The sequence below is a fragment of the Citrobacter sp. MNAZ 1397 genome (genome assembly GCF_023613995.1).
In the GTDB taxonomy this organism is placed as follows: domain Bacteria; phylum Pseudomonadota; class Gammaproteobacteria; order Enterobacterales; family Enterobacteriaceae; genus Phytobacter; species Phytobacter ursingii.
On sequence record NZ_JAKIVH010000011.1, the window covers coordinates 1 to 26,683 of the forward strand.

A 26,683-nucleotide genomic window follows, 5' to 3' on the forward strand; every position below is an offset into this window, starting at 1 on the left:
AGTGCAACGCGGCTTTCGCTCACCGTTGCGAGGTGGCGTATATTACGCTTTCCTCTTTCAGAGTCAACCCGTTATTTCAGGATTTTTCTCTTCAACCGAACCGGCTGTTTGTGTGAAGTGATTCACATCTGCCGTGTCGATGGAGGCGCATTATAGGGAGTTCCCGCGCATCCGCAATAGAAAAATTGCAGAAAAATGACTGACTGCTGCATTCCACAGCAAAAGCCCGCCTTATACCCTTTTGCACACAGACTTATCCACAATGCTGCGAAAAAGTGAAAATTCGCGAGCGTTGCGCAAACGTTTTCGTTAAAATGCCCCCGCTAAAACAAGGATGCCCCGTTAGGGGCGTTAGCTGAGTTTTTTGATGAAAATTCAGCTAACGCTCTCTGTAATCGTCAAATCCAGGGGATTTACCATGCAACAACGTCGTCCAATCCGCCGCGCGCTGCTCAGCGTTTCTGACAAAGCCGGTATCGTCGAATTCGCCCAGGCACTTTCTGCACGCGGTGTAGAACTGCTATCTACAGGGGGCACTGCCCGTCTGTTAGCTGATAAAGGCCTGCCGGTTACCGAAGTGTCCGATTACACCGGTTTCCCGGAAATGATGGATGGACGCGTTAAGACTCTGCATCCGAAAGTCCATGGCGGTATTCTTGGCCGTCGCGGCCAGGATGACGCCATTATGGCCGAGCACAACATCTCTCCTATTGATATGGTGGTTGTTAACCTTTATCCGTTTGCCCAGACCGTTGCCCGCGAAGGCTGTTCTCTGGAAGATGCGGTCGAGAATATCGATATCGGCGGCCCGACCATGGTGCGCTCTGCGGCGAAGAACCATAAAGACGTGGCCATCGTCGTAAAGAGCAGCGACTACAACACTATTATTGAAGAGATGGATGCCAACGAAGGCTCGCTTCTGCTGGCAACCCGCTTCGACCTCGCGATTAAAGCATTCGAACATACCGCCGCTTACGACAGCATGATCGCCAACTACTTCGGCAGCATGGTTCCGGCTTATCACGGCGAGACAAAAGAAGCGGCTGGCCGCTTCCCGCGTACACTGAATCTGAACTTCATTAAGAAGCAGGATATGCGCTACGGCGAAAACAGCCACCAGCAGGCAGCCTTCTATATAGAAGAAGAGATCAAAGAAGCCTCTGTTGCGACTGCGCAGCAGGTACAGGGCAAAGCGCTTTCCTATAACAATATCGCCGATACCGATGCGGCGCTGGAATGCGTGAAAGAGTTCAGCGAACCGGCCTGCGTTATCGTTAAACACGCTAACCCGTGCGGCGTGGCGGTCAGTTCCTCTATTCTGGATGCTTACGATCGTGCTTACAAAACCGACCCGACCTCCGCGTTCGGCGGCATCATCGCTTTTAACCGCGAGCTGGATGCGCAAACCGCGCAGGCTATTATCTCCCGCCAGTTTGTGGAAGTGATCATCGCCCCCTCAGCCACAGAAGAGGCGCTGAAAATCACCGCCGCGAAGCAGAACGTCCGCGTACTGACCTGCGGCGAGTGGACCGCACGTGTTCCGGGCCTCGATTTCAAACGCGTGAACGGCGGCCTGCTGGTTCAGGATCGCGACCTCGGTATGGTAAGTGAAGGCGAACTGCGCGTCGTGTCCAAACGCCAGCCAACCGAACAGGAACTGCGTGATGCACTGTTCTGCTGGAAAGTAGCGAAGTTCGTGAAATCCAACGCTATCGTGTATGCCAAAGAGAACATGACCATTGGCATAGGCGCAGGCCAGATGAGCCGCGTCTACTCCGCGAAAATCGCCGGGATCAAAGCCGGTGATGAAGGGCTGGAAGTGAAAGGTTCCGCGATGGCGTCTGATGCGTTCTTCCCGTTCCGTGATGGTATTGATGCCGCTGCCGCCGTTGGCGTGAGTTGTGTAATCCAGCCTGGCGGTTCTATCCGCGATGACGAAGTGATTGCCGCCGCCGACGAACACGGCATTGCGATGATCTTCACCGACATGCGTCATTTCCGCCATTAATTCCCGGAGCAAAGAATGAAAGTATTAGTGATTGGTAACGGCGGGCGCGAGCACGCGCTGGCGTGGAAAGCGGCACAGTCACCGCTGGTCGACACCGTTTTCGTCGCGCCGGGTAATGCGGGCACCGCGCTGGAACCGACGCTGCAAAACGTGGCGATCGGCGTGACCGATATTCCGGCCCTGCTGGATTTTGCCCGAAACGAGAAAATCGATCTGACCATCGTTGGCCCGGAAGCGCCGCTGGTGATTGGCGTGGTTGACGCCTTCCGCGCGGCAGGTCTGAAAATCTTCGGCCCAACCGAAGGCGCCGCGCAGCTTGAAGGCTCCAAAGCCTTCACCAAGGATTTTCTGGCGCGTCATAACATTCCGACTGCGGAATACCAGAACTTCACCGAAGTGGATCCCGCGCTGGCTTACCTGCGCGAAAAAGGCGCGCCGATCGTCATTAAAGCCGACGGTCTGGCTGCCGGTAAAGGCGTTATCGTCGCAATGACGCTTGAGGAAGCCGAAGCCGCCGTCAACGATATGCTGGCGGGCAATGCGTTTGGTGACGCGGGCCATCGCATCGTGATCGAGGAATTCCTCGACGGTGAAGAGGCCAGCTTTATTGTGATGGTCGATGGCGAGCATGTGCTGCCGATGGCGACCAGCCAGGATCATAAGCGTGTCGGCGATGGCGATACCGGCCCAAATACGGGCGGTATGGGAGCCTACTCCCCTGCCCCTGTAGTGACGGATGAAGTCCACCAGCGCACCATGGAACGTATCATTTGGCCGACCGTGAAAGGGATGGCCGCCGAAGGGAACACCTATACCGGCTTCCTGTACGCCGGCCTGATGATCGACAAACAGGGTAACCCGAAGGTTATCGAGTTCAACTGCCGCTTTGGCGATCCGGAAACGCAACCGATCATGCTGCGCATGAAATCCGATCTGGTGGATCTGTGTCTCGCCGCCTGCGATGGCAAGCTCGATGAGAAAACCTCCGACTGGGATGAACGCGCGTCTCTCGGCGTCGTTATCGCGGCGGGGGGTTATCCGGGCAATTACAACACCGGTGATGAGATCCACGGTTTACCGCTGGAAGAGGTGGACGGCGCGAAGGTCTTCCACGCCGGGACGAAGCTGGCCGATGATGATCGCGTTCTCACCAATGGTGGTCGTGTGTTGTGCGCCACTGCGCTGGGTCATACCGTTGCCGACGCCCAGAAGCGTGCCTATGCATTAATGGAAAATATTCAGTGGGAAGGCAGCTTTAGCCGTAAAGATATCGGTTATCGTGCGATTGCCCGCGAGCAAAACTAACGCGAAAGTTTTGCGAGCAGTGTTTTACGGGTGATCCCTAACTGACGGGCGGCTTCGGTTTTGTTCCCGCCCGTTTTTTCAAGTGCCGCCAGGATCGCTTCCTTCTCTACTTCTACCAGTGGCTGAATCAGGTTACCGTCGAGTGGCCTGCCTGAAACTGGCGTACCGACAATCGCAAGCGGCAGCTCACGCTCAGAAATATACTCCCCGGTCAGCAAGACCACCGCCCGCTCCACCGCATTCTCCAGCTCACGAATATTGCCCGGCCATTCGTAGTGAATCAGCATGTCCATCGCCTGTGGCGTAAATCCCAGTACCGTTTTGCGGTTACGCTCGGCGTAACGTTGCAGAAAATAGCGCGCCAGCGGAGGGATATCTTCCCTGCGTTGACGCAACGGCGGCATGTCGATAGTCACCACGTTCAGACGGTAGTAAAGATCCTGCCGAAAACGCCCGGCGCTGACTTCTTCGGCTAATTGCCGATGGGTGGCGGCAATCAGCCGCACATCGACCGAAAGGGTCTGGTTGCTGCCCACGCGTTGTACTTCGCGCTCCTGAATCGCTCGTAGCAGACGCACCTGCATCAGCGGCGAAATATCGCCAATCTCATCCAGAAATAGCGTGCCGCCGTCCGCCTCAACAAAACGTCCTTCCCGACGTTTGTCCGCGCCGGTAAACGCACCTTTCTCATGGCCAAACAGCTCCGACTCCAGCAACGACTCGTTAAGCGCCGCACAGTTGAGGGTAATCAGCGGCCTGTGGCTGCGACCACTGCTGGCATGCAGCGCCCGCGCGACCAGTTCTTTCCCGGTTCCCGACTCGCCGTGAATTAATACCGTCGCATCAGATGGCGCAACCAGGGCAATATTGTTCAGCAAAGTTCGCATCGCCGGGCTATCGCCAACCATACCAAACTGCGCGGCGGGAGTGTCTGCTACGGGGGACTCACTCAGACGCGTGTGCGCCAGCGCCTGAGACAATGTTTGCTGCAACTTGTCAAAGTCCAGCGGCTTGATGAGGTAGTCCAGCGCTCCGGATTTCAGCGCTTCCACTGCGGTATCAACGCTGGAGTACGCAGTCATGATTAATACCGGAATCGACGGATTCAAGGTTTTGATCTCTTTCAGCGTTTCGATACCGTCCATCTCTGCCATGCGGATATCGCAAAGTACCAGATCAAATACATGCTGACGCACCTGTTCCAGCGCCTGCATGCCGTTATGGGCCGACTCAACACGATATCCCCAGCCCTGTAACAGGGCCTGTAAAATAGTGCAATGGCTGATGTCATCGTCCACCACCAGAATATCGACCTGCCTGCCATTCATCCTTGTTCATCCTTCTGTTGCCCGTTGATCGGCAAAAAGATAATAAATGCCGCCCCCTTGCCGGGAATGCTCTCGACTTGAATCATTCCACCGTGCTGCTCAATAATGTTTTGCACCACCGCTAAACCCAGCCCGGTGCCGTCGGCCCTGGTGGTGAAATACGGGGTGAAGATGGCCTGTAACTGCTCCGCCGTCATCCCCTTACCGCTGTCCGCAACGCTTACCTTAACTCGTCCGTCGCCACATTCACTCGCTGCAACTGTAATGACACCATCATGCTCAATGGCATGGATAGCATTGAGGTAGAGGTTCAGCAACACCTGCTTCAAACGATCCGGATCGGCCTGAATACGGCATAACTCTGGCTGCGGGCTGAAATTGAGCATAATCGCCCGGCTTGCGGCATCCTGGCTCACCAACCGAAGCGAGTGTCTAATCACTTCATTCAGATCAACTGACTGGTAGGTTAAATGGGCCGGACGCACCAGTTCCAGTAGCTCGCTGACGACCCTGTTCAGACGATCGGCCTCCTTCGCCATCACCTGAGCCAGTTGATGCGCTTCTCCATCAGGCGGAGCGCGTTCGGCAAAATACCTTGCCAGCCCTTTGATGGAAGACAACGGATTGCGGATCTCATGCGCGACACCCGCAGCCAGATGCCCAAGCGCCACCAGCTTTTCTTTGCGCGCCATCGCCTCCTGCAATTGTTTACGCGAACGCTGATAACGGCGAAACCAGAACTGGCTCAACACGGTTGCAATCATGACGACCCCTGCAGCGCAGATCATAATGACCATATTGCGCAGGCCACGAACCCTGGCAGCATCCAGTTCGCGCGTATCAAAAGCGATGAAAATGACCTGCGGTAGCTCGGCACGCTGAACAGCAGATTCGCGGGATAGCATCATACGCATATGATGGCCGCCACCGCTGTTAAGCGGGCGAAATTGACGATAAATCTCCAGTGCCGGTTCCGGCTGTTCGAGCCGCCGCCAGCGTTCTTCCCGGCCAATCTTCAGTTCGTGCATCGTATTGGCGGAGTACAGTGTCCCACCAACCTGCTGTGGATCACTATGGGCGAGAATTTTGCCGTTCTCATCCGTCACCGCAAACCACAACACACCGGGCTGCCAGGCCATTTCCTCCAGCAGCGCCTGCAGTTGCGTATGATGCATACGCATACCTAAGCCCACGCGGGTTCCGGACTCAAGGGCGCGAATTAACACGCTGCCTTTCTCCTGAATGGTTTGCCGCGCGGCATCGTTCTCCCGGTCATAGTCACGCACGATAAGCGCGGAGAACAGGCACACCAGTAGCACAATAAAACCAGTCAATAGCCAGCTCAGACCAACGGCGACGGAATCCTTCGACAACCGCATCATGTTTATTACGACTCCCTTTCTTTCTGCTCCCGATCACTCAGCAGAAATCATGCCATTTTTCTGCCGCGGTAAACCTGCCCGCGGCCATAAACCCGCAAGGAGAACGAGTAAAAATGACCCACCTTACTCTTTACCGTGAGTCATTTTTACTCGCCGCCATCGGCCTGTGCCCCTGTAGCACCCTATATCTGCTGGTCTCTCATCCTGGCATGGAAGATGCAAAACACTGAATAACTACCACCCAGGAGAATAAACGATGAAACGGAACCAAAAAATAACAGTGACACTCATTACCCTTGCCGCACTGACCTTAGGTAGCAGCTCAGCATGGGCAAGGCACCACGGGAATAACGGAAACGGAATGGGCCCGCAGGGTTACAGCCAACTGAGCACTGAACAACAGGCCACTGCCCAGAAGCTACATAATGATTTTTATGAACAAACCCGTGCGTTACGCCAGCAACTCACCTCAAAACGCTATGAATACAATGCGTTATTAACCGCCGATAAGCCGGACAGCACAAAAATTGAGTCCGCAGCCCAGGAGATGGAAACACTGAGACAAAAACTGGACCAGCAGCGAGTCAAGTTTGATATCGCCTTAGCACAGGCAGGTATTCCTCGCAGCGAAGGCATGGGACGCGGAAGTTGCGGCGGAGGTCGCGAACATATGGGAATGAATCACTGGTAAGACTTAGAAGCTTTTCTCAGTTGGCTGCCAGGTACAAAAATCCTCATTGGCCACCAGCAGCAACTGAGAACCCTCTGGCCCTTCCAGCCACGCAACGCTCACTTCCGCCGATGAATGATTCTGCCGACGCTCTATATGGCTGATAGCCAGAGAATCGAGGTCGGGTTTGATAGTTTGGCCTTCGCATGTTGTCACGGAACCATTGGCATGCCAGCGGCCCTGGCGGAGCACCACACGCCCAAGACGCAATGCGTCGCTGGTCTGCCGTAGTTGGTTCGCGCGATAACGGTAGAGCGCTATCTGATCGCTGGAAAGCTGCTGTTTCTGACCGTTGACTTCACGCTGCATGAAACTCAGCTCGCCGTGATCATCAAAGCGCACACGGATATGTTCCGGAGTTTTACCATAGATATTGAGTTCAATAAGCTGGAGTTCATCGCCCTGCCAGCGGTATTCGCTCAGAGAGGTATTCCCGTTGTGCCACGGGCTAAAGGCGGCGAGAAGATGGGTCTCGCTGTCGGAATCTTTGCGCCAAAGGCGCTCTGCGCCCTGGTCCCCGGCGTAGCCGCTGGCGGTGAAGGGGGGAAGTGAGGCGTTGTGGCTACAGGCAGTTAAGAACAGCACGCCCGCCAGCACCCGTGATCGGCGCCAGAAAGACAAAAGGGGCCGCAAAGCCCCTTCGATAAAACTGTTCACTGCCACGCCTGTCTTACTTAACAGAGTCTTTCAGTGCTTTACCAGAAACAAACGCCGGTACATTAGCTGCGGCGATTTTGATTTCTTTACCGGTCTGCGGGTTGCGGCCAGTACGCTCAGCGCGGTGGTTCACTTTGAAGGTACCGAAACCAACCAGTTGTACAGCATCGCCTTCTTTCAGAGACTCAGTAATCGCAGCCAGGGTGGATTCAAGAGCAGCTTTCGCTTGCGCTTTAGACAGATCAGCCTTGTCTGCAATTACATCAATCAGTTGAGTCTTGTTCATAAGTTATCCTTTCAATGTGTTTATCGCTTGCTAAGCATCGAGTGCGACGGAAATGCCTCAAAAGCACTCTCCTGCATACACGCACCGATAGCCACGTTTTTTCGCCCCCCAAATGTAGACCAGACGGGGGTGCGAAGGGAAGCCTCCCAGGACGACAAAACAGGCGTTAAATCACGTTTTGTTGTCTCATTGCTGCAAATTTATACCGATATTACTGTCTCCGGCCTCACGCAGGTCTGCGCGAAGGCCTTTGATCAGCTCAATATCGCGTTCTTCGCAGGCAGCCAAAAGGCGGAAAATCTCCCACTGAATGTCCCATTCCTGCTCAACTGCCGGATTCTCTTTCAGCTCTTCGTCGGTCATTTCGCGACCTTCCTGGGTCATTTCCAGCATCGCAACGGTGGTAATAGACGTCTTACTCACCTCAACCGCGTACTCCATCGATTCACCGCTCAGCAGAGCATGAATAAGATCACTAAGCGCCACACACGCATCAATCGCCGGGTAGACACCGTACATATCGTAGTCGTCAGCCGAGGGAATTGCCTCTTCCAGCTTCTCAAGCTGATTATCGAAATTCACCTTCGCATCTTTTACCGTCAGCGTTTCCCACACCAAATCGAGAATGCGGCGATAAAGCTGCGGGTCGCCAAACTCCGTTTCCTGGCAGAACATGGCGTAATTGGGATACATGCGCTCGCAAAGAGAGGCCATAAAGGTGACGTGCTGCCACGTTGCCAGCTTCTCCAGACGCAGGTGAATCGGGTTTTGTAACATGATAGGTTCTCTGATGCAGAAATTAGCGGCAGTGTACCTGAATCAACGCTGAATTTCCTGCCAACGCGCGAATGCAGGGCGACCCGATGCCACTGCATCGGCCCACCGGGTCGGTTCAGGCAGGCGATAGCCTTTCATGCAGCGCTGTACCCATGCCAACGCGGTATCCACGCTTACACGATGCCCTGTCGCCACGAAAAGAGGATTACAGCGCGCTTTGCTGCGCCAGACCCATGCCAGTTGTTCGCCTTTGTCCATTAGCGGCGCCAGAGCGCCCGGTTCGTCAGAGAGGGGCTCAAATTTCCCGCACAGCCGTTTTTTAGCCACGCCAATGGTCGGTACATCTACCAGTAGGCCAAAGTGGCTGGCGACCCCCAGACGGCGGGGATGCGATATTCCATGCCCGTCGACAAAGAGCAGATCCGGTTTTTGCGAGAGCAGCTCCCACGCCGCAAGCAGCGCGGGATATTCACGGAAAGAGAGAAAGCCGGGGATATAAGGCATCGTGGTCGCAATACGCGCCACTTTATACTCAACCAGTTCCAGTTCAGGCCAGGTCAACAGCACCATTGCGGCACGCGTCACTTCGCCGCCTTGCTCAAACCCCACATCCGCACCGCCGATCAGGGAAGGCGGATCTTTTTCCAGACGATCCTCACGGGAAACAGAAGCGGCAAGTTCAATTTGTTGAGCGCGTAGCGACGCAAGATCCATAACGACTCCTTACTGGTGATACGGGGCTGAGAGCCTGTGCACCGCCTCCACAAATACGCCAGCGTGTTCTGGCGGCACATCCTGGTGGATGCCGTGACCGAGGTTAAACACATGCCCTTCACCTTGTCCGAAACCAGCAAGTATAGACGCCACTTCGTCTTCAATGCGGGCAGGTGCGGCATAAAGCATCGAGGGATCCATGTTGCCCTGCAGTGCCACTTTATGGCCGACGCGGCGGCGTGCATCGCTGATATCCGTCGTCCAGTCAAGGCCCAGCGCATCACAGCCCGTCTCCGCCATCGCTTCCAGCCACTGTCCACCGCCTTTGGTAAACAGCGTCACGGGCACACGCTTGCCGTCGTTTTCACGCAGCAGGCCGTCAACAATCTTATGCATGTAATAGAGCGAGAATTGCTGATAATCGCGCCCGGTCAGCACACCGCCCCAGGTGTCGAAAATCATCACGGATTGGGCACCCGCTTTGATCTGCGCATTAAGGTACAGAGTGACGCTGCTGGCCAGCTTATCGAGCAGTAAATGCAGCGTTTGCGGTTCGGCGTACATCATCTTTTTAATGACGGTAAAGGCTTTGCTGCTGCCCCCTTCCACCATATAGGTAGCCAGCGTCCACGGGCTACCCGAGAAACCAATCAGCGGCACTTCGCCTTTAAGCTCACGGCGGATCGTGCGCACGGCGTTCATGACGTAACCCAGTTCCTGTTCCGGATCGGGCACGGGCAGTTTTTCCACGTCCGCATGGCAGGTAATGGGAGAGGTAAAACGAGGACCTTCGCCCGCCTCGAAATAGAGTCCTAACCCCATCGCGTCCGGGATGGTCAGGATATCGGAAAACAGAATGGCCGCGTCGAGGTTATAGCGACGTAAAGGCTGAAGGGTGACTTCACACGCCAGCTCGGCATTTTTGCACAGCGACATAAAATCACCTGCCTGTGCGCGCGTCGCTTTGTACTCCGGGAGATAGCGACCAGCCTGACGCATCATCCATACTGGCGTCACATCCACCGGCTGGCGCAAAAGTGCGCGAAGGTAGCGATCGTTTTTTAATTCGGTCATGTTTACATTCCTTTAGCGTCTGGCCGCCAGTTTATACACAAAGTCATTTACGTGGCATCGCCGCAGTCACTGAGCGAACCCCGGGAGCTTACTCAGGTCAGTGGCCGAGGCAAGCAAAAGCAGCCAACAATGAGGCCAATTGAAGGACGAAGTGTATCATGTCACTCGTAGTCTGCCCGACACTGCGCTACCGTATCTTCAATCAGACGACGGGCCACGGTACCCGGTGGCGGCAACAGCGGCAGATCGTCGTAGCGGTACCAGCCGGCATCTATCAACTCTTTGGGATCGATAACAATCTCCCCGCTGTCATATTCCGCCATAAAAGCTGTCATCAACGATTGCGGGAATGGCCAGGGCTGCGAGGTGATATAACGCAGGTTTTTCACTTTGATACCGCTCTCTTCCATCACTTCACGCGCGACGGCCTGTTCCAGCGTTTCGCCCACTTCGACAAAACCGGCCAGAACGGTATAAATACCATTACGATGACGGGTGTGCTGAGCCAGTAGAATTTTGTCGTCGCGGCGAATGGCAACGATAATGCAAGGCGCAATTTGCGGGTAATAACGTTCGCGACAATGGTCACATAGCATGGCCCACTCTGTCTTACTGGGGTGCATAGTATGCCCGCAATAACCACAAAACTTGTGTGAGCGGTAAAACTCAGCCAGTTGAACACCGCGCCCGGCCAGTTGAAACAATCCAGGATCCTGCTCAATGACCTGACGAACGGTTCCCATCTCCTGCCGACGATTCTGGCGGATCATCCACACAGGTTCGCCGTCCCATTCGCCTATCCGCAGTGCGCTTTGCCCCACAAGATCGAAATTTCCTGCATTACCGAGTGGTAATTCTCCCCCGGGCAACCATAATTTTTGTTCATGGCTTACGATCCACCAGCCATGATCTGATGACTCGATAATACGATGCATTTGTTTGCACTACCTTAGCTTTACTGGCATGTTGTTAACATTATTATTACATTCGAGCTTTTTTTAATCTTAATATTGCGGAGTCAATTATGCTAAACCAGTTAGCAACCCTGGCGGAACGAATTGGAGGAAGTAACGAACTGGTCGACAACTGGCTGTATAACCGAAAACAGCTACTGGTTCATTACTACAACCTGGTTGGCATAACACCTGGAAAAGGCTCGTACATGCAGCTGAATGAAAAAGCGCTGGACGAATTCTGTCATAACCTGGTTGAATACCTTTCCGCCGGTCATTTTAATATTTATGAACGGATTATCGGTGAAATGGAAGGGACCAGCCCACTTTTAGCCTCCACGCAGATTTATCCTCTCCTCGAAGCCAATACTCTGGAAATTATGGAGTATTACGACTCCAGCCTGGAAAACGCTATCGATGATGACAATTACGTTGAATTCCAGCAGGCGCTGTCTGATATCGGTGAAGCGCTGGCAGCCCGCTTCACGCTTGAGGATAAGTTGATCGTACTGGCATACGACAACAATCTTAAGGACGGCGCTAACGACGAAAGTGGAATGGCGCGTCCTGCTTGAGTTCTTTCTGATTAACGCGTAGTTTAAAAAACAGTCCCCCGTCTTTGGACGGGGTTTTTCTTGTCGGAGTGCCTATATTTCCACAGCAGCATTCGCGATGCCTTGAGGCGGCAGGTCAGTGAATTCCGGGAGCTTACATAAGTAAGTGACGGAGTTAGCAGACGTAGCCATCAAAGAGACAGCGCGAAGCATGAAGTGGAAAAGGCTGAGACCGTTAATTCGGGATCCGCGGAACCTGATCAGGTTAGAACCTGCGAAGGGAACAAGAGTAATCCATTCACATCAATCACCCTTGCGGTGATCTGTTGTTATTACTCCATCCGTCGTCTGACAAGCCATGTCCTTAACATCCGGAATGAGCTATGTCTGCAAATCAACTTACACGCCGTGAACAACGCGCCCAGGCGCAACATTTTATCGACACGCTGGAAGGCACCGCATTCCCGAACTCAAAACGCATCTACATCACCGGCTCCCAGCCTGATATTCGTATTCCGATGCGCGAAATCCAGCTTAGCCCGACGCTTATCGGCGGCTCGAAAGACAACCCCCAATACGAAGAAAATGAGGCGATTCCGGTCTATGACACCTCCGGTCCTTATGGCGACCCGAATGTGGCTATCGACGTACAGCAAGGGCTGGCAAAACTGCGTCAGCCGTGGATTGACGCCCGTGATGATACCGAAGAACTGCGCGATCGCAGTTCTGTGTACACCAGGGAGCGGCTTGCGGATGATGGCCTGAACGACCTGCGTTTTAGCGGTTTACTGACACCGAAACGGGCCAAAGCGGGCCAGTGTGTTACCCAACTGCATTATGCGCGCCAGGGGATTGTGACCCCGGAAATGGAGTTCATCGCCATTCGTGAAAACATGGGTCGCGAGCGTATCCGTGGCGAGGTGTTGCGCCAGCAGCATCCTGGCCACAGCTTTGGCGCTAACCTGCCAGAAAATATCACCGCGGAATTCGTGCGCGACGAAGTGGCAGCCGGACGCGCCATCATTCCCGCCAACATCAACCACCCGGAATCGGAACCAATGATTATCGGGCGCAATTTCCTGGTGAAGGTCAACGCCAACATCGGCAACTCGGCGGTCACCTCCTCCATCGAAGAAGAGGTCGAAAAGCTGGTGTGGTCCACGCGCTGGGGCGCGGATACGGTAATGGACCTCTCAACGGGCCGCTATATTCACGAAACCCGCGAATGGATCCTGCGTAACAGCCCGGTGCCGATTGGTACTGTGCCGATCTACCAGGCATTAGAGAAGGTGAACGGCATCGCCGAAAACCTGACCTGGGAAGCCTTCCGTGACACCCTGCTGGAGCAGGCTGAGCAAGGTGTCGACTACTTCACCATTCACGCCGGCGTGCTGCTGCGCTACGTGCCGATGACCGCCAAACGCCTGACCGGCATCGTCTCGCGCGGCGGTTCTATCATGGCGAAGTGGTGCCTGTCTCACCATCAGGAAAACTTCCTCTACGAACACTTCCGCGAAATCTGTGAAATCTGCGCCACCTATGATGTCTCGCTCTCTCTCGGCGATGGTCTGCGTCCAGGCTCGATTCAGGATGCCAACGACGCAGCGCAGTTTGCCGAACTGCATACGCTGGGCGAACTGACCAAAATTGCCTGGGAATACGATGTGCAGGTGATGATTGAAGGCCCTGGGCACGTACCGATGCAGATGATTCGCCGCAACATGACCGAAGAGCTTGAGCATTGTCATGAAGCGCCGTTCTACACGCTGGGGCCGTTGACGACCGATATCGCACCGGGTTATGACCACTTCACCTCCGGGATTGGCGCGGCAATGATCGGCTGGTTTGGCTGCGCCATGCTCTGCTATGTCACGCCAAAAGAGCATCTCGGCCTGCCAAACAAAGAGGATGTGAAACAAGGACTGATTACCTACAAGATCGCCGCCCACGCAGCGGATCTGGCGAAAGGCCATCCCGGTGCGCAGATCCGCGATAACGCCATGTCCAAAGCGCGTTTCGAATTCCGCTGGGAAGACCAGTTCAACCTGGCGCTTGACCCGTTCACCGCCCGTGCCTATCACGATGAAACCCTGCCGCAGGAGTCCGGTAAAGTCGCCCACTTCTGCTCCATGTGCGGACCGAAATTCTGCTCAATGAAGATCAGCCAGGAAGTGCGGGATTACGCCGCAGGCCAGACCATTGAAGTGGGGATGGCTGATATGTCTGAAACCTTCCGCGCCAAAGGCGGTGAGATCTATCTCAAAAAGGAGGAAGTCTGATGTACCAACCAGATTTCCCGCGGGTCCCCCTGCGTTTAGGCCTTTACCCGGTGGTCGATAGCGTGGCGTGGATTGAACGCCTGCTTGAAGCCGGTGTACGAACCATTCAGTTACGCATCAAAGAGAAGCGTGACGAAGAGGTTGAGCCCGACGTGGTTGCTGCCATTGCGCTGGGGCGTCGCTACAACGCCCGCCTGTTTATCAATGACTACTGGCGACTGGCGATAAAACATAACGCGTACGGCGTACATCTGGGCCAGGAAGACCTGGAAACCACCGACCTGAAAGCGATTCAGGCGGCGGGCCTGCGTCTCGGCGTATCGACTCACGACGATATGGAAATTGACGTGGCGCTCGCCGCACGCCCGTCCTATATCGCCCTTGGCCATGTCTTCCCGACGCAGACGAAACAGATGCCTTCGGCACCGCAGGGGCTGGAACAACTGGCACGCCATATCAAAAGGCTTGCCGATTATCCGACCGTCGCCATCGGCGGGATCAGCCTTGCACGCGCGCCCGAAGTGCTTGCGACCGGCACAGGCAGTATTGCGGTCGTCAGCGCTATTACGCAGGCGGCTGACTGGCGTAAGGCAACGGCGCAATTACTGGATCTGGCGGGGGTTGGCGATGAATGATCGTGACTTTATGCGTTATAGCCGCCAGATGTTGCTGGAAGATATCGCCATTGACGGGCAACAAAAACTGCTCGCCAGTCGGGTGCTGATTGTCGGATTAGGCGGGTTAGGCTCCCCCGCCGCGCTCTACCTGGCAGGTGCTGGCGTGGGAACGCTGGTGCTGGCCGACGACGACGACGTGCATCTGAGTAACCTGCAACGGCAGATTGTGTTTACCACTGACGATATCGCGCGGTCGAAATCACAGGTCGCCAGGCAGCGCCTGGGGCGGCTCAACCCGGAAATTTCACTGTTCGCCCTTGAGCAACGCCTTTCCGGCGAGGCGTTGCGCCACGCGGTGGACAATGCCGATCTGGTACTCGATTGCACCGACAATATGGCGACACGTCAGGCGATTAATGCCGCCTGCGTCAGCACCAGCACACCGTTGATTACCGCCAGCGCCGTGGGTTTCGGGGGGCAGTTGATGGTGCTCACACCGCCGTGGACCCATGGTTGCTATCGCTGTTTGTGGCCAGATGAACAGGAGCCCGAACGTAACTGTCGTACCGCCGGTGTGATCGGTCCGGTGGTTGGTGTAATGGGCACATTACAGGCGCTGGAAGCCATCAAGCTTTTGAGCGGGATAACTACCACCAGCGGGGAATTGCGCCTGTTCGACGCCCGCGCCAACAACTGGCGCAGCCTGGCATTACGCCGGGCCAGCGATTGCCCGGTTTGCGGAGGGCTACATGCACATCCAGTTCAATGACAGCCCAATGCAACTCGACGATGCGCTGAGCATCACGGCCCTTTTGCAGCAACTTGATCAGTTAAAACCCGGCGCCGCGTTGGCGCTTAATCAGCAAATTCTCCCGCGTGAGCGGTGGGAAGAGCATATCGTGCAGGACGGCGACCAGATCCTGCTTTTCCAGGTTATTGCAGGGGGCTGAGATGTTACGCATTGCAGACAAACAATTTGATTCACATTTGTTTACCGGCACCGGGAAATTTGCCAACGCAGCGCTGATGGTTGATGCCATTCGCGCTTCCGGCAGCCAGTTAGTCACACTGGCGATGAAACGCGTGGATTTACGTCAGCATAACGATGCCATCCTCGCGCCACTACTGGCAGCCGGCGTCACGCTGCTGCCTAACACATCAGGAGCGAAAACGGCGCAAGAAGCCATTTTTGCCGCGCAACTGGCACGCGAAGCACTGGGCACGCACTGGTTGAAACTGGAAATCCACCCGGATGCCCGCTGGCTTTTGCCGGACCCTATCGAGACGCTGAAAGCGGCAGAAGCGCTGGTGAAACAGGGATTTGTCGTGTTGCCTTACTGTGGCGCAGATCCGGTGTTATGTAAGCGTCTCGAAGAGGTCGGTTGTGCCGCCGTCATGCCTCTGGGCGCACCCATTGGTTCCAACCAGGGGCTGGAAACACGCGCGATGCTGGAGATCATCATCGAACAGGCGACCGTGCCGGTGGTGGTCGATGCCGGTATTGGCGTCCCCAGCCATGCAACGCAGGCGCTGGAAATGGGCGCTGATGCAGTTCTGGTGAATACGGCGATTGCCGTGGCTGACGATCCGGTAACAATGGCGCATGCGTTCCGTCTGGCGGTTGAGGCCGGCATGCTGGCACGGCGGGCGGTTCCCGGCGCGCGTCATTCGCATGCTGTTGCCACCAGCCCGCTTACCGGTTTTCTGGAGGCCAGCGTATGAAGACGTTTACCGATTACTGGCGCACGCTGAACTGGGATGATCTTCGGCTACGTATTAGCAGTAAAACGGCGGTCGATGTGGAGCGAGCCCTGAATGCCGCGCGCCCGACCCGCGATGACTTAATGGCCCTGCTCTCTCCTGCCGCCGGCGCTTATCTGGAGCCTCTGGCACAAAAAGCACAGCGTCTCACACGCCAGCGCTTTGGCAATACGGTGAGCTTTTACGTCCCGTTGTACCTCTCTAACTTATGCGCCAACGACTGTACCTACTGTGGCTTTTCGATGAGTAACCACATCAAGCGCAAGACGCTCGATGAATCTGATATCGCGCGCGAATGTGCAGCCATCCGTGAAATGGGGTTCGAACATTTGCTGCTGGTCACAGGCGAGCACCAGGGAAAAGTGGGAATGGACTATTTCCGCCGTCACCTGCCGACGATTCGTCGCCAGTTCGCCTCATTGCAGATGGAAGTACAGCCACTCTCCATGGAGGAATATGCCGAGCTGAAAACACTGGGGCTGGATGGCGTCATGGTGTATCAGGAAACCTGGCACGAAGCACAGTATGCCCGGCATCATCTGCGCGGCAAGAAACAGGATTTTTTCTGGCGCCTGGAGACGCCGGACAGGCTCGGCCAGGCGGGTATCGATAAAATCGGCCTTGGCGCGTTGATTGGCCTTTCTGACAGCTGGCGGGTGGACTGTTACATGATGGCGGAGCATTTGTTATGGCTACAGCAGCGCTACTGGCAAAGCCGTTTTTCTGTTTCGTTTCCCCGCTTACGCCCTTGCGCTGGCGGCATTGAGCCCGCGTCGATTATGGATGAGCGTCAGCTAGTGCAGACCATTTGCGCTTTTCGACTCTTTTCACCAGAAATCGAACTGTCACTCTCAACACGTGAATCCCCCTGGTTTCGTGATCATGTGGTGCCGCTGGCCATCAATAACGTCAGCGCATTTTCCAAAACACAACCCGGTGGTTATGCCGATAATCATCCGGAGCTGGAACAATTTTCACCGCATGATAACCGTCGGCCAGAACAGGTAGCCAGCGCGCTGGCAGCACGAGGTTTACAACCCGTGTGGAAAGACTGGGACAGTTGGTTGGGAAGAACGCCGCAAGAAAATGGCAACGTTGCAGTCACGCGCTGATATCTTTCGAGACGCCGCGCATCACGCCTATCGGGACGTTGAGGACGACGCCCCAATTTTCTACTCTGCGCCTGTCAGCAATGGATGCTGACCGGGGTGGACATATTTCTCGCTGCCACCCCGCCTCTTAAAATTATAATAAAACTATTTAATTGATATAAGTCAGCATAATACTCATTTAAAAAAGCACCATTACCACACAGTATGCTGATTGATGTAATATTGATCAGATAAACATAAAAATGCAGTATCGGTAATAGTTTTCCCCCTGTTCGCTACGCTTCCCTATACTTTTTCTGTTCACTGTCCATCACACCCGAAGATCATGAAAATACACAGCAAAAAGCTTTCCTTCACGATGCCTGTTCTGGTGAGCTTTATCGGTATCTTTGTCTGCTTTGTGGTGATCGCCGCTCTGGTGACACTGAGCCAGCGCAAAGATAATCTTGACGATTATCATAAAGTTAACCTAGCATTTACCCACAACATAGCGGCAAATTATACCGAGACGGTTCTGCAGGAGGATGAATTTATCCTTGACCGCGCCGCCAGCTATTTTGCCCATAATGACCGACTCAACACGATGGTAAACTCAGGGGCAGAGGAAGGCTTGCAGACATTAATGCAGATACTGTCGTTAATGCCTTCCGTTTCCTCTATCTCCCTTGCGGATCCACAAGGCCATCATCTGCGCGCGCCGGAAGTCCTCAACACCGAAGAGAGCCAGCGCTTTCAGCCGCAGACTCGACCGTGGTTTGTCCATCAAGCCGAAGCGCGGATGTTAAGTCAGTATACCGGTACCTACAGCGACTACTTTACCCATAAACCCACCATCACACTCTACAAACCGGTCATTTCACCGGAAGGTCGCTTAAAGGGGACGCTGGCGTTTCATCTTGATCTCGCCTCAATGAGTTTCGGCCTGCGAAAAATGCAGTCTCCTACCCAGGGGGAATTTTTCGTGGTCGATCGTGACGGGAAAATAATGATGCATCCTGACACAGGGATATTGTTCAATACAGCAATCCGCCCGGCGCTAACGGCGGAAATGACCAGCGGCGAAGGTATCCTCTATGATGAGCAATTCCATTGCTGGTATTACTACAGTTCACTGACCAACCCGGACTGGTTTGCGATTTTTAAAGTCACGGACACGACGATGGATAACCTGCTGCGCCATGAAAGTTTAACGGTCATCTGGGGCTTTGCTGCGGCGGCGATAATCATCATCCTGTTCGGTCTGTATTTACGCCATGCCTCACGCACGGTGTTGATGAATATCATTAATGCCATTGAAACAGGTGATGTTAAAAGCGCCCCGAAACTGGAGCTAATGCTCAGTAAGGCGATTTTGACCAATAAAGAACGAGAGCAAAACTGGGTGCGTCAGGCCACCATGGATGCGCTCACCAACTGTAAAAACCGGCGGGCGTTTGATGGCGATATTGCCTCACTCATGAACGAAAATAAGGAGTTTGCGCTGGCGCTGGTTGATATCGACAACTTTAAGTCCATCAACGATACCTGGGGGCACCTGAGCGGTGACATTGTGTTACGGAACGTCGCCAGGGAGGGACTACAGGTTTTACAACCTCAGCATATTTCCCTGTACCGTTATGGAGGCGAAGAGTTTGCCGTTATCTTCCCGGGTGAACATATGGCTAATGCGCACCCTCTCCTTGAACAGTGGCGCATCAATGTGGCCAATCGTGACTGGCGCGAAGAAGGCCTTAACGTAACCTTTAGCGCCGGGCTAGGCGAGTGGCAGATGGAGCCGCTGGAGCAACTGGTTAATAGCGTTGATGAGGCGCTTTACCGGGCGAAACAGCAGGGCAAAAACCAAATCGTGTCGTGCAGTAAGTCGCTTCCCTCCGATTCGTCAACCTCGTTGTAACCGGTTTCAGGCGGCGTAGTGAATGTTTGTGATGCTATACACACATTCATGGAAATGCGGTTGTTGAAGGGGCCGGCACGGGATAATTATCAATTATCCCATCCACATCGAGGCTGACTATGAAAAACATCGTTTTATGCTGTGCTGCGGGGATGTCCACCAGCATGCTGGTTCAACGCATGAAAGACGCAGCGCAGAAAAAAGGGGTAGAAGTTTCCATTAAAGCCGTTCCCGTCGCTGAGTTTAAAGACAATATCGCTACCGCTGATATTGTACTGCTCGGGCCGCAGGTGAAATATGAGCAGGCCAAGTTGCAGGCGCAGGCTGAACCGCTGGGCAAAAAGGTCGCGGTTATCGATATGATGGATTACGGCATGATGAAAGGTGATGTCGTTCTGGAAAAAGCCCTCAAGCTGATGGAGTAAGCGCGTGGAAGATTTAGAAACCATCATTATGGAGCTGTTAGTTAATGCAGGCGCAGCACGTAGCCAGGCGCTGACGGCGCTGCAACTGGCGCGTAAAGGCGATTTTTCCGGCGCGGAGCAGGCCATGGAAGAATCCCATGAGTTCGTTAAAAACGCGCATAAAATACAGACCCAGCTTATTGGTCTTGATGAGGGTACCGGAAAACTGCCGGTCAACTTGATTACCGTCCATTCTCAGGATCATCTGATGAATGCGATGGTCATCCAGGATTTGGCCGGAGACATGATTGAGCTCTACCGCCGCCTGCCGCCCGTTAATCAATAATCCCTCTTTTCAGTCATGCATGATGCCCGACAAGTCGGGCATTTTGCTATTTAGCCATTGCCAACGCGCATTCCTGGGTACGATACGGATGTTATTGTCATTAAGCGCGGAAACGCTTAGGACAAAAAGTCTTCACGTTGCGGCGTGAAGGTATCCAGCAACGTTCCCGCTTCCAGACAAACACAACCGTGCTCAACATGTGGCTTTTTGTAGAGAGTATCGCCAGCGCTGACCTCTTTCGTCACGCCATCAATCGTAAAGCTAAAGCGTCCGGACAACACATAAGTGAGCTGCTCATGCGGGTGGCTATGCATCGGTCCTACGGCACCTTTTGTAAAGTTAACCTCCACCGCCATCATCGTGCCACCATGGGCCAGAATTCTGCGATTGACACCGTTACCCAAATCTTCCAGCACCGTCTCATTTTTATAAATAAACATTCTTACACCTCGCTAAAACAGACTTTGCAGGCCTTATATATGGCCTGCAGTACTATTAATGAGCCAAACCAAACGTGTATTTAATAATGGCTGACAGGAATGTGAAATCAGGGTCAGCGAAGGTCACACTGTCAACACCCAGGTGGCTGAACAACGGCAGTACTAATGCAGGCAGAATGCACAGCAGCAGACCGTTTACGAAACTGGCGATCAATGCCCCCCGCAAGCCACCGGTCGCATTACCAAAAATAGCAGCACTACCGCCGGTAATAAAACTCGCCATGATGCCGGGAATAATCACTGGCAGGCCAATAAACGGGAACAGTGCAACGCAGCACAGCTCCGCCATAAAGCTCACCAGAAAACCAATGAGTACCGCGTTCGGGGACTTATCAAACAACACCATCGGATCCACCGCGGGAATAGAGCCAGGCGCAACAATTTGAGAAAAGCCTTTGAAAGCGGGCACGATTTCCTCGGTAAACATGACCACACCTTTCTTGGCTATATACAAACCACCAGCAAAGGTAGCTGATTTTTCTAATAACCAAACCAGATAAGGTTTACCCGCTAACATCTTATCGAGGAAAGCATGTTCAGCGAATATAGAAGAAATACCCAACAGACAAAACATAGTCAGAAAAGTGGCAACATCGGCATTCTTGAGAAAGCTGAATTTATCGCTAACTTTCACTTCTTCAACGTTAGTCGCTGTATTGCCAAACCATTTCCCTAAATAAGAGCCAATAATATAGGAACTGGATGCCGCATGGGCTATGCAATAATCATTATGGCCAATAATTTTACGGCTAAAGCGTGACAATATGGTAGGAAAAACGGCCATGTAAGTGCCAATGACCACAGAGCCAAAAATAATAGCAAATTGCTCACCATAGCCAAGGCCAATGAGGGCTGCGGTAACGGAAAATGACATAAAGACTATCAGATGCAGCGACAGGTATATCGCTTTAAAACGGGTATAGCGTGCCAGCAGGACGTTAATAATCATCGCAAAGAACAAAATAAATGCGGCAGGCCTGCCCAGCTTATCAATAGTCAATGCCATGATAGCTTCATTGCTTGGAACAACTCCCCGTAAGCCGAATGCATTAGTGAACAGATCACTGAACATCGTCAGAACACCACCAAGTATGCTGCCACCGGTTTTTATTAAAACAAAGCCAATAAAAGCAAGGAGCGTTCCTTTGATAATATTCGTAATGCTACTTTTTTGTAGAGCCAATCCCAGAAAAGCAATAAAAGCTATAATTATTGCTGGCGTACCTAATATTTTAATGACGTAATCCATAATAAACCCTTCCACCGTAAGCATTGATTATTAACTGATAATGATTTGTATCTTTTAGTTAGTATTTCAGTAATATTAAAACGAGCTGAGCCCTAAGAATAACTCTCAGAATTATTGTTATAATTTAGCAACCTAAACAGGATTGCATTATTTAATGCTATAGCGACGCGCTGGTTAAAATTAACCAGTCGTTATAAATCTGAACATAAGACTTACTATCAGGATTTGAAAATAAAGCCCCTTCTTTCTGGTCACGAAAATGGCCTGGGTAAAGGCATGCTAACGGGGCGTATTTTAACAAACAGAGGAAAAGAAATTGTGACGAAGACAACTAAAACACCATTTCATTTTAATTAATCCAGGATTTTACTTATTGAGAATGGTGGTGTGGTGAAGGTTTGACTGAAAAGGGGGGGAAGGAAAATCTGGCATGAAAAGGCAAAAAAAAACTGCACCCTATTCAGTTGGAACCCAACCTTTGGGGTGCAGCTTAACTTACATCAACGTGTCAGCAACGATTACTCGTTGTCGGAACCGCCCAGACCTGCGTTCAGCAGTTCTGCCAGGCTTGCAGAAGCATCTTCTGCAGTAACCTGCGGTGCAGCCGGCAGTTCGCCCGCTGCGCGACGGCGCATACGATCCTGGTGGTACGCATAACCGGTACCAGCCGGGATCAGACGACCCACGATAACGTTCTCTTTCAGGCCACGCAGTTCGTCGCGTTTGCCCGCAACGGCTGCTTCGGTCAGGACACGGGTAGTCTCCTGGAACGATGCCGCAGAGATGAACGATTCGGTTGCCAGAGACGCTTTGGTGATACCCAGCAGATCGCGCGAGAAGGTCGCACCGATTTTGCCGTTCGCTTCCAGATCGCGGTTAGCAATCTTGACGCGGGAGTATTCAACCTGCTCGCCTTCCAGGAAGTCGGAGCTACCTGCGCTTTCGATGGTGGCTTTACGCAGCATCTGACGAACGATAACTTCAATGTGTTTATCGTTAATCTTAACGCCCTGCAGACGGTATACGTCCTGAACTTCGTTAACGATGTAACGAGTCACAGCATGCACACCACGCAGACGCAGAATGTCGTGCGGCGCTTCCGGACCGTCGGAAACCACGTCACCACGTTCTACACGTTCACCTTCGAACACGTTGAGCTGACGCCATTTCGGAATCATCTCTTCGTATGGATCGCTACCGTCTACCGGGGTGATAACCAGACGACGTTTCCCTTTGGTCTCTTTACCGAAGGAAATAATACCGCTGATTTCAGCCAGGATAGCCGGCTCTTTCGGACGACGTGCTTCGAACAGGTCCGCAACGCGCGGCAGACCACCGGTGATATCCTTGGTACCGCCGGATTCCTGCGGAATACGCGCCAGGGTGTCACCAGAGCTGATCTGTACGCCATCTTCCAGTTGAACAATCGCTTTACCTGGCAGGAAGTACTGAGCAGGCATATCGGTACCTGGGATCAGAACATCGTTACCCTGGCCGTCAACGATTTTCAGTGCCGGACGCAGGTCTTTACCACCCGCGGTACGTTCAGCAGAATCCAGAACCACCAGAGAAGACAGACCGGTCAGTTCGTCGGTCTGACGCGTAATGGTCTGACCGTCGATCATGTCAGTGAAGCGGATGAAACCACTCACTTCGGTGATAACCGGCATGGTGTGCGGATCCCAGTTTGCTACGGTTTCACCGCCGGCAACCTGCTCACCATCGCCTTTCGCCATAACAGCACCGTAAGGCACTTTATAGCTCTCTTTGGTACGACCGAATTCGTCGATCAATTTCAGCTCGGTGTTACGGGAGGTCACCACCAGTTTACCGCTGGAGTTCACAACCGATTTCGCGTTGCTGAGCTTGATGCTACCTTTGTTTTTCACCTGGATGCTGGATTCAGCAGCCGCACGAGATGCCGCACCACCAATATGGAACGTACGCATCGTCAGCTGTGTACCTGGCTCACCGATGGACTGTGCTGCGATAACACCGATCGCTTCACCTTTGTTGATGATGTGGCCACGCGCCAGGTCACGACCATAGCAGTGCGCACAAACACCAAAGTCGGTGTCACAGGATACAACGGAGCGAACCTTAACGGAGTCAACGGAGTTCACTTCTAACAGGTCACACCATTGTTCGTTCAGCAGCGTGTTACGCGGAACCAGAATGTCTGCGGTACCCGGTTTGAGAACGTCTTCCGCAGTGACACGGCCCAGTACGCGATCGCGCAGCGGCTCTTTAACATCGCCACCCTCGATAACCGGGGTCATGGTGATGCCTTCCAGAGTGCCACAGTCATCTTCAGTGACGACCAGGTCCTGTGCCACGTCAACCAGACGACGGGTCAGGTAACCGGAGTTCGCTGTTTTCAGTGCGGTATCCGCCAGACCTTTACGCGCACCGTGCGTGGAGATGAAGTACTGGAGTACGTTCAGACCTTCACGGAAGTTCGCGGTGATTGGCGTTTCGATGATGGAGCCATCCGGCTTCGCCATCAGACCACGCATACCTGCCAGCTGACGAATCTGTGCTGCAGAACCACGCGCACCGGAGTCAGCCATCATGTAGATGCTGTTAAAGGAAACCTGCTGTTCTTCTTCACCTTTACGGTTAATAACCGTTTCAGTCTGCAGGTTATCCATCATCGCTTTGGATACGCGATCGTTCGCCGCGGCCCAGATATCGATAACTTTGTTATAGCGTTCGCCCGCTGTTACCAGACCGGACTGGAACTGTTCCTGAATCTCAGCAACTTCTGCTTCGGCTTCGGCGATGATCTCGGCTTTTTTCGCCGGGATAACCATATCGTCGATACCAACAGAGGCGCCAGAACGTGCTGCATACGCAAAACCGGTATACATGGTCTGGTCAGCAAAGATTACAGTCGGTTTCAGACCCAGAATGCGGTAACAGGTGTTCAGCATTTTGGAGATTGCTTTTTTGCCCAGCGGCTGGTTCACGATAGAGAACGGCAGACCTTTCGGCACAATCATCCACAGAATCGCACGACCTACCGTCGTATCGATCAGGCTGGTTTTAGACGTAAATTCGCCCTGAGCATTTTTTTCAAACTCAGTGATACGTACTTTAACGCGAGCATGCAGCTCAGCCTGGCCAGAACGGTACAGACGCTCCGCTTCTTTCGGGCCAGTCAACACCATGCCTTCGCCTTTGGCATTGATTTTGTCACGGGTCATATAGTACAGACCCAGTACAACGTCCTGAGACGGAACGATGATAGGTTCGCCGTTCGCCGGAGACAGGATGTTGTTGGTAGACATCATCAGCGCACGCGCTTCCAGCTGGGCTTCCAGCGTCAGCGGTACGTGGACAGCCATCTGGTCACCATCGAAGTCGGCGTTATACGCCGCACAAACCAGCGGGTGCAGCTGAATAGCTTTACCTTCGATCAGTACCGGTTCAAAGGCCTGGATACCCAGACGGTGCAGGGTTGGCGCACGGTTCAACAGTACCGGGTGTTCGCGGATCACTTCGTCCAGGATATCCCAAACGACAGCTTCTTCACGCTCAACCATTTTCTTAGCGGCTTTGATGGTGGTGGCGAGGCCACGCAGTTCCAGCTTGCCGTAGATGAACGGTTTGAACAGTTCCAGTGCCATTTTCTTCGGCAGACCGCACTGATGCAGACGCAGGTATGGACCTACGGTAATTACAGAACGACCGGAGTAGTCAACACGCTTACCGAGCAGGTTCTGACGGAAACGACCCTGTTTACCTTTGATCATATCGGCCAAAGATTTCAGAGGACGTTTGTTGGAACCGGTGATCGCACGACCGCGACGACCGTTATCCAGCAGGGCGTCAACCGCTTCCTGCAGCATACGTTTTTCGTTGCGTACGATGATGTCCGGCGCAGCCAGATCCAGCAGACGTTTCAGACGGTTGTTACGGTTGATCACGCGACGGTACAGATCGTTCAGATCCGACGTTGCGAAACGACCACCATCCAGCGGAACCAGCGGACGCAGATCTGGCGGCAGAACCGGCAGAACGGTCAGGATCATCCACTCTGGTTTGTTACCAGACTGAACGAACGCTTCCAACAGCTTGATACGCTTGGTCAGCTTTTTACGCTTGGTTTCGGAGTTGGTTTCGTTCAGCTCTTCACGCAGCTGCTCGCACTCTTGCTCCAGATCCATGCTTTTCAGCAGGGCCTGAATAGCTTCCGCACCCATTTTCGCGTCGAATTCGTCACCGAACTCTTCCAGCGCGTCCAGATACTGTTCTTCGGTAAGGATCTGGTTACGTTCCAGGTTCGTCATACCGCCTTCGATAACCACATAGGATTCGAAGTACAGAACACGTTCGATATCGCGCAGCGGCATATCCAGCAGCAGACCGATACGGGACGGCAGAGATTTCAGGAACCAGATGTGCGCAGTTGGAGATGCCAGTTCGATGTGGCCCATACGCTCACGGCGTACTTTAGTCTGGGTCACTTCAACGCCGCACTTCTCACAGATCACACCACGGTGTTTCAGGCGCTTGTACTTACCGCACAGGCACTCGTAGTCTTTTACTGGCCCGAAAATACGCGCACAGAAAAGGCCGTCACGCTCAGGCTTGAACGTACGGTAGTTGATGGTTTCCGGCTTTTTAACTTCACCGAAAGACCATGAACGGATCATGTCTGGCGAAGCCAGAGCAATTTTGATCGCATCAAACTCTTCGGTTTTAGTCTGCGCTTTCAGAAACTTTAATAAATCTTTCACGGATTTGCTCC

General features: G+C 53.4%; 24 protein-coding genes. 13 read left to right on the plus strand and 11 right to left on the minus strand.

Translation table 11 applies throughout. The features are described from left to right. Nucleotides 1-418: 418 nt before the first annotated feature. Entirely contained in the window at nt 419-2,008 is a 1,590-nt protein-coding gene (gene purH, locus L2097_RS24855) for a bifunctional phosphoribosylaminoimidazolecarboxamide formyltransferase/IMP cyclohydrolase (protein WP_085007324.1), read from the plus strand. Nucleotides 2,009-2,023: 15 nt separating this feature from the next. Next, nucleotides 2,024-3,313, plus strand: coding sequence for a phosphoribosylamine--glycine ligase (gene purD, locus L2097_RS24860; protein ID WP_085007323.1), 1,290 nt, complete (start codon nt 2,024-2,026; stop codon nt 3,311-3,313). Here purD and zraR read toward each other — a convergent pair. Both zraR and zraS read right to left on the minus strand, forming a co-directional pair. Continuing rightward, nucleotides 3,310-4,641, minus strand: coding sequence for a sigma-54-dependent response regulator transcription factor ZraR (gene zraR, locus L2097_RS24865; protein ID WP_250353862.1), 1,332 nt, complete (start codon nt 4,639-4,641; stop codon nt 3,310-3,312). The two genes, purD and zraR, sit on opposite strands and share 4 nt — an antisense overlap. Then, entirely contained in the window at nt 4,638-6,020 is a 1,383-nt protein-coding gene (gene zraS, locus L2097_RS24870) for a two-component system sensor histidine kinase ZraS (RefSeq protein WP_284454100.1), read from the minus strand. Before zraS ends, zraR begins: the two co-directional genes overlap by 4 nt. A gap of 259 nt (nt 6,021-6,279) precedes the next feature. Here zraS and zraP point away from each other — a divergent pair, with 259 nt between their 5' ends. Next, nucleotides 6,280-6,714, plus strand: coding sequence for a zinc resistance sensor/chaperone ZraP (gene zraP / locus L2097_RS24875; RefSeq protein WP_250353863.1), 435 nt, complete (start codon nt 6,280-6,282; stop codon nt 6,712-6,714). A 3-nt stretch (nt 6,715-6,717) separates the two neighbouring features. Here the strand turns inward: zraP and L2097_RS24880 are convergent, their stop codons facing one another. The 6 genes from L2097_RS24880 to nudC form a co-directional block, all read right to left on the minus strand. Then, nucleotides 6,718-7,410 (minus strand): DUF1481 domain-containing protein, encoded by a 693-nt coding sequence (locus tag L2097_RS24880; protein ID WP_142516925.1) that lies wholly within the window; start codon nt 7,408-7,410, stop codon nt 6,718-6,720. 13 nt (nt 7,411-7,423) lie between these two features. Further along, a complete protein-coding gene (gene hupA / locus L2097_RS24885) occupies nt 7,424-7,696 on the minus strand; it encodes a nucleoid-associated protein HU-alpha (RefSeq protein ID WP_035890328.1) in 273 nt (90 codons plus the stop codon). Nucleotides 7,697-7,882: 186 nt separating this feature from the next. Further along, nucleotides 7,883-8,473 carry a YjaG family protein gene (locus L2097_RS24890; RefSeq protein WP_047372243.1) on the minus strand — a complete coding sequence of 197 codons (591 nt, stop codon included), beginning with the start codon at nt 8,471-8,473 and terminating at the stop codon, nt 7,883-7,885. A gap of 42 nt (nt 8,474-8,515) precedes the next feature. Beyond that, nucleotides 8,516-9,187, minus strand: a complete 672-nt coding sequence (gene nfi / locus L2097_RS24895) for a deoxyribonuclease V (protein WP_085007318.1) — start codon at nt 9,185-9,187, stop codon at nt 8,516-8,518. Between the two features lie 9 nt (nt 9,188-9,196). Then, complete coding sequence (gene hemE, locus L2097_RS24900; RefSeq protein WP_047372245.1) at nt 9,197-10,261, minus strand: uroporphyrinogen decarboxylase; 1,065 nt, start codon at nt 10,259-10,261, stop codon at nt 9,197-9,199. Nucleotides 10,262-10,422: 161 nt separating this feature from the next. Then, nucleotides 10,423-11,196 carry an NAD(+) diphosphatase gene (nudC, locus tag L2097_RS24905; RefSeq protein ID WP_047372246.1) on the minus strand — a complete coding sequence of 258 codons (774 nt, stop codon included), beginning with the start codon at nt 11,194-11,196 and terminating at the stop codon, nt 10,423-10,425. A gap of 89 nt (nt 11,197-11,285) precedes the next feature. Here nudC and L2097_RS24910 point away from each other — a divergent pair, with 89 nt between their 5' ends. The 10 genes from L2097_RS24910 to L2097_RS24955 all read left to right on the plus strand — a co-directional run bounded on the left by L2097_RS24910 (nt 11,286) and on the right by L2097_RS24955 (nt 20,181). After that, entirely contained in the window at nt 11,286-11,789 is a 504-nt protein-coding gene (locus L2097_RS24910; protein WP_047372247.1) for an Rsd/AlgQ family anti-sigma factor, read from the plus strand. 362 nt (nt 11,790-12,151) lie between these two features. Further along, the gene (gene thiC, locus L2097_RS24915) at nt 12,152-14,047 is read left to right on the plus strand and encodes a phosphomethylpyrimidine synthase ThiC (RefSeq protein ID WP_250353864.1); all 1,896 of its coding nucleotides are present in this window, start codon (nt 12,152-12,154) and stop codon (nt 14,045-14,047) included. After that, a complete protein-coding gene (gene thiE, locus L2097_RS24920) occupies nt 14,047-14,682 on the plus strand; it encodes a thiamine phosphate synthase (protein ID WP_250353865.1) in 636 nt (211 codons plus the stop codon). The genes thiC and thiE overlap by 1 nt, the downstream gene beginning before the upstream one ends. Continuing rightward, nucleotides 14,675-15,433, plus strand: coding sequence for a HesA/MoeB/ThiF family protein (locus L2097_RS24925; protein WP_047372250.1), 759 nt, complete (start codon nt 14,675-14,677; stop codon nt 15,431-15,433). Before thiE ends, L2097_RS24925 begins: the two co-directional genes overlap by 8 nt. Further along, nucleotides 15,414-15,614, plus strand: coding sequence for a sulfur carrier protein ThiS (gene thiS, locus L2097_RS24930; protein ID WP_085007312.1), 201 nt, complete (start codon nt 15,414-15,416; stop codon nt 15,612-15,614). Before L2097_RS24925 ends, thiS begins: the two co-directional genes overlap by 20 nt. Nucleotide 15,615: 1 nt before the next feature. Next, the gene (gene thiG / locus L2097_RS24935) at nt 15,616-16,386 is read left to right on the plus strand and encodes a thiazole synthase (protein ID WP_139800539.1); all 771 of its coding nucleotides are present in this window, start codon (nt 15,616-15,618) and stop codon (nt 16,384-16,386) included. Next, complete coding sequence (thiH, locus tag L2097_RS24940; RefSeq protein WP_250353866.1) at nt 16,383-17,537, plus strand: 2-iminoacetate synthase ThiH; 1,155 nt, start codon at nt 16,383-16,385, stop codon at nt 17,535-17,537. Before thiG ends, thiH begins: the two co-directional genes overlap by 4 nt. Nucleotides 17,538-17,862: 325 nt before the next feature. Beyond that, nucleotides 17,863-19,431, plus strand: a complete 1,569-nt coding sequence (locus tag L2097_RS24945; protein ID WP_250353867.1) for a sensor domain-containing diguanylate cyclase — start codon at nt 17,863-17,865, stop codon at nt 19,429-19,431. Nucleotides 19,432-19,550: 119 nt separating this feature from the next. Beyond that, nucleotides 19,551-19,856 (plus strand): PTS sugar transporter subunit IIB, encoded by a 306-nt coding sequence (locus L2097_RS24950; protein ID WP_039076854.1) that lies wholly within the window; start codon nt 19,551-19,553, stop codon nt 19,854-19,856. A 4-nt stretch (nt 19,857-19,860) separates the two neighbouring features. Then, nucleotides 19,861-20,181, plus strand: coding sequence for a PTS lactose/cellobiose transporter subunit IIA (locus L2097_RS24955; RefSeq protein WP_047372255.1), 321 nt, complete (start codon nt 19,861-19,863; stop codon nt 20,179-20,181). 116 nt (nt 20,182-20,297) lie between these two features. On the opposite strand, the gene L2097_RS24960 is transcribed toward L2097_RS24955, so the two are convergent. From L2097_RS24960 to rpoC, 3 genes are all read right to left on the minus strand, one after another. Next, nucleotides 20,298-20,621 carry a cupin domain-containing protein gene (locus L2097_RS24960; protein WP_047372256.1) on the minus strand — a complete coding sequence of 108 codons (324 nt, stop codon included), beginning with the start codon at nt 20,619-20,621 and terminating at the stop codon, nt 20,298-20,300. A 55-nt stretch (nt 20,622-20,676) separates the two neighbouring features. Further along, nucleotides 20,677-21,930, minus strand: a complete 1,254-nt coding sequence (gene ulaA / locus L2097_RS24965) for a PTS ascorbate transporter subunit IIC (protein ID WP_047372257.1) — start codon at nt 21,928-21,930, stop codon at nt 20,677-20,679. A gap of 518 nt (nt 21,931-22,448) precedes the next feature. Then, the gene (gene rpoC, locus L2097_RS24970; RefSeq protein WP_047372258.1) at nt 22,449-26,672 is read right to left on the minus strand and encodes a DNA-directed RNA polymerase subunit beta'; all 4,224 of its coding nucleotides are present in this window, start codon (nt 26,670-26,672) and stop codon (nt 22,449-22,451) included. Between the last annotated feature and the right edge of the window lie 11 nt (nt 26,673-26,683).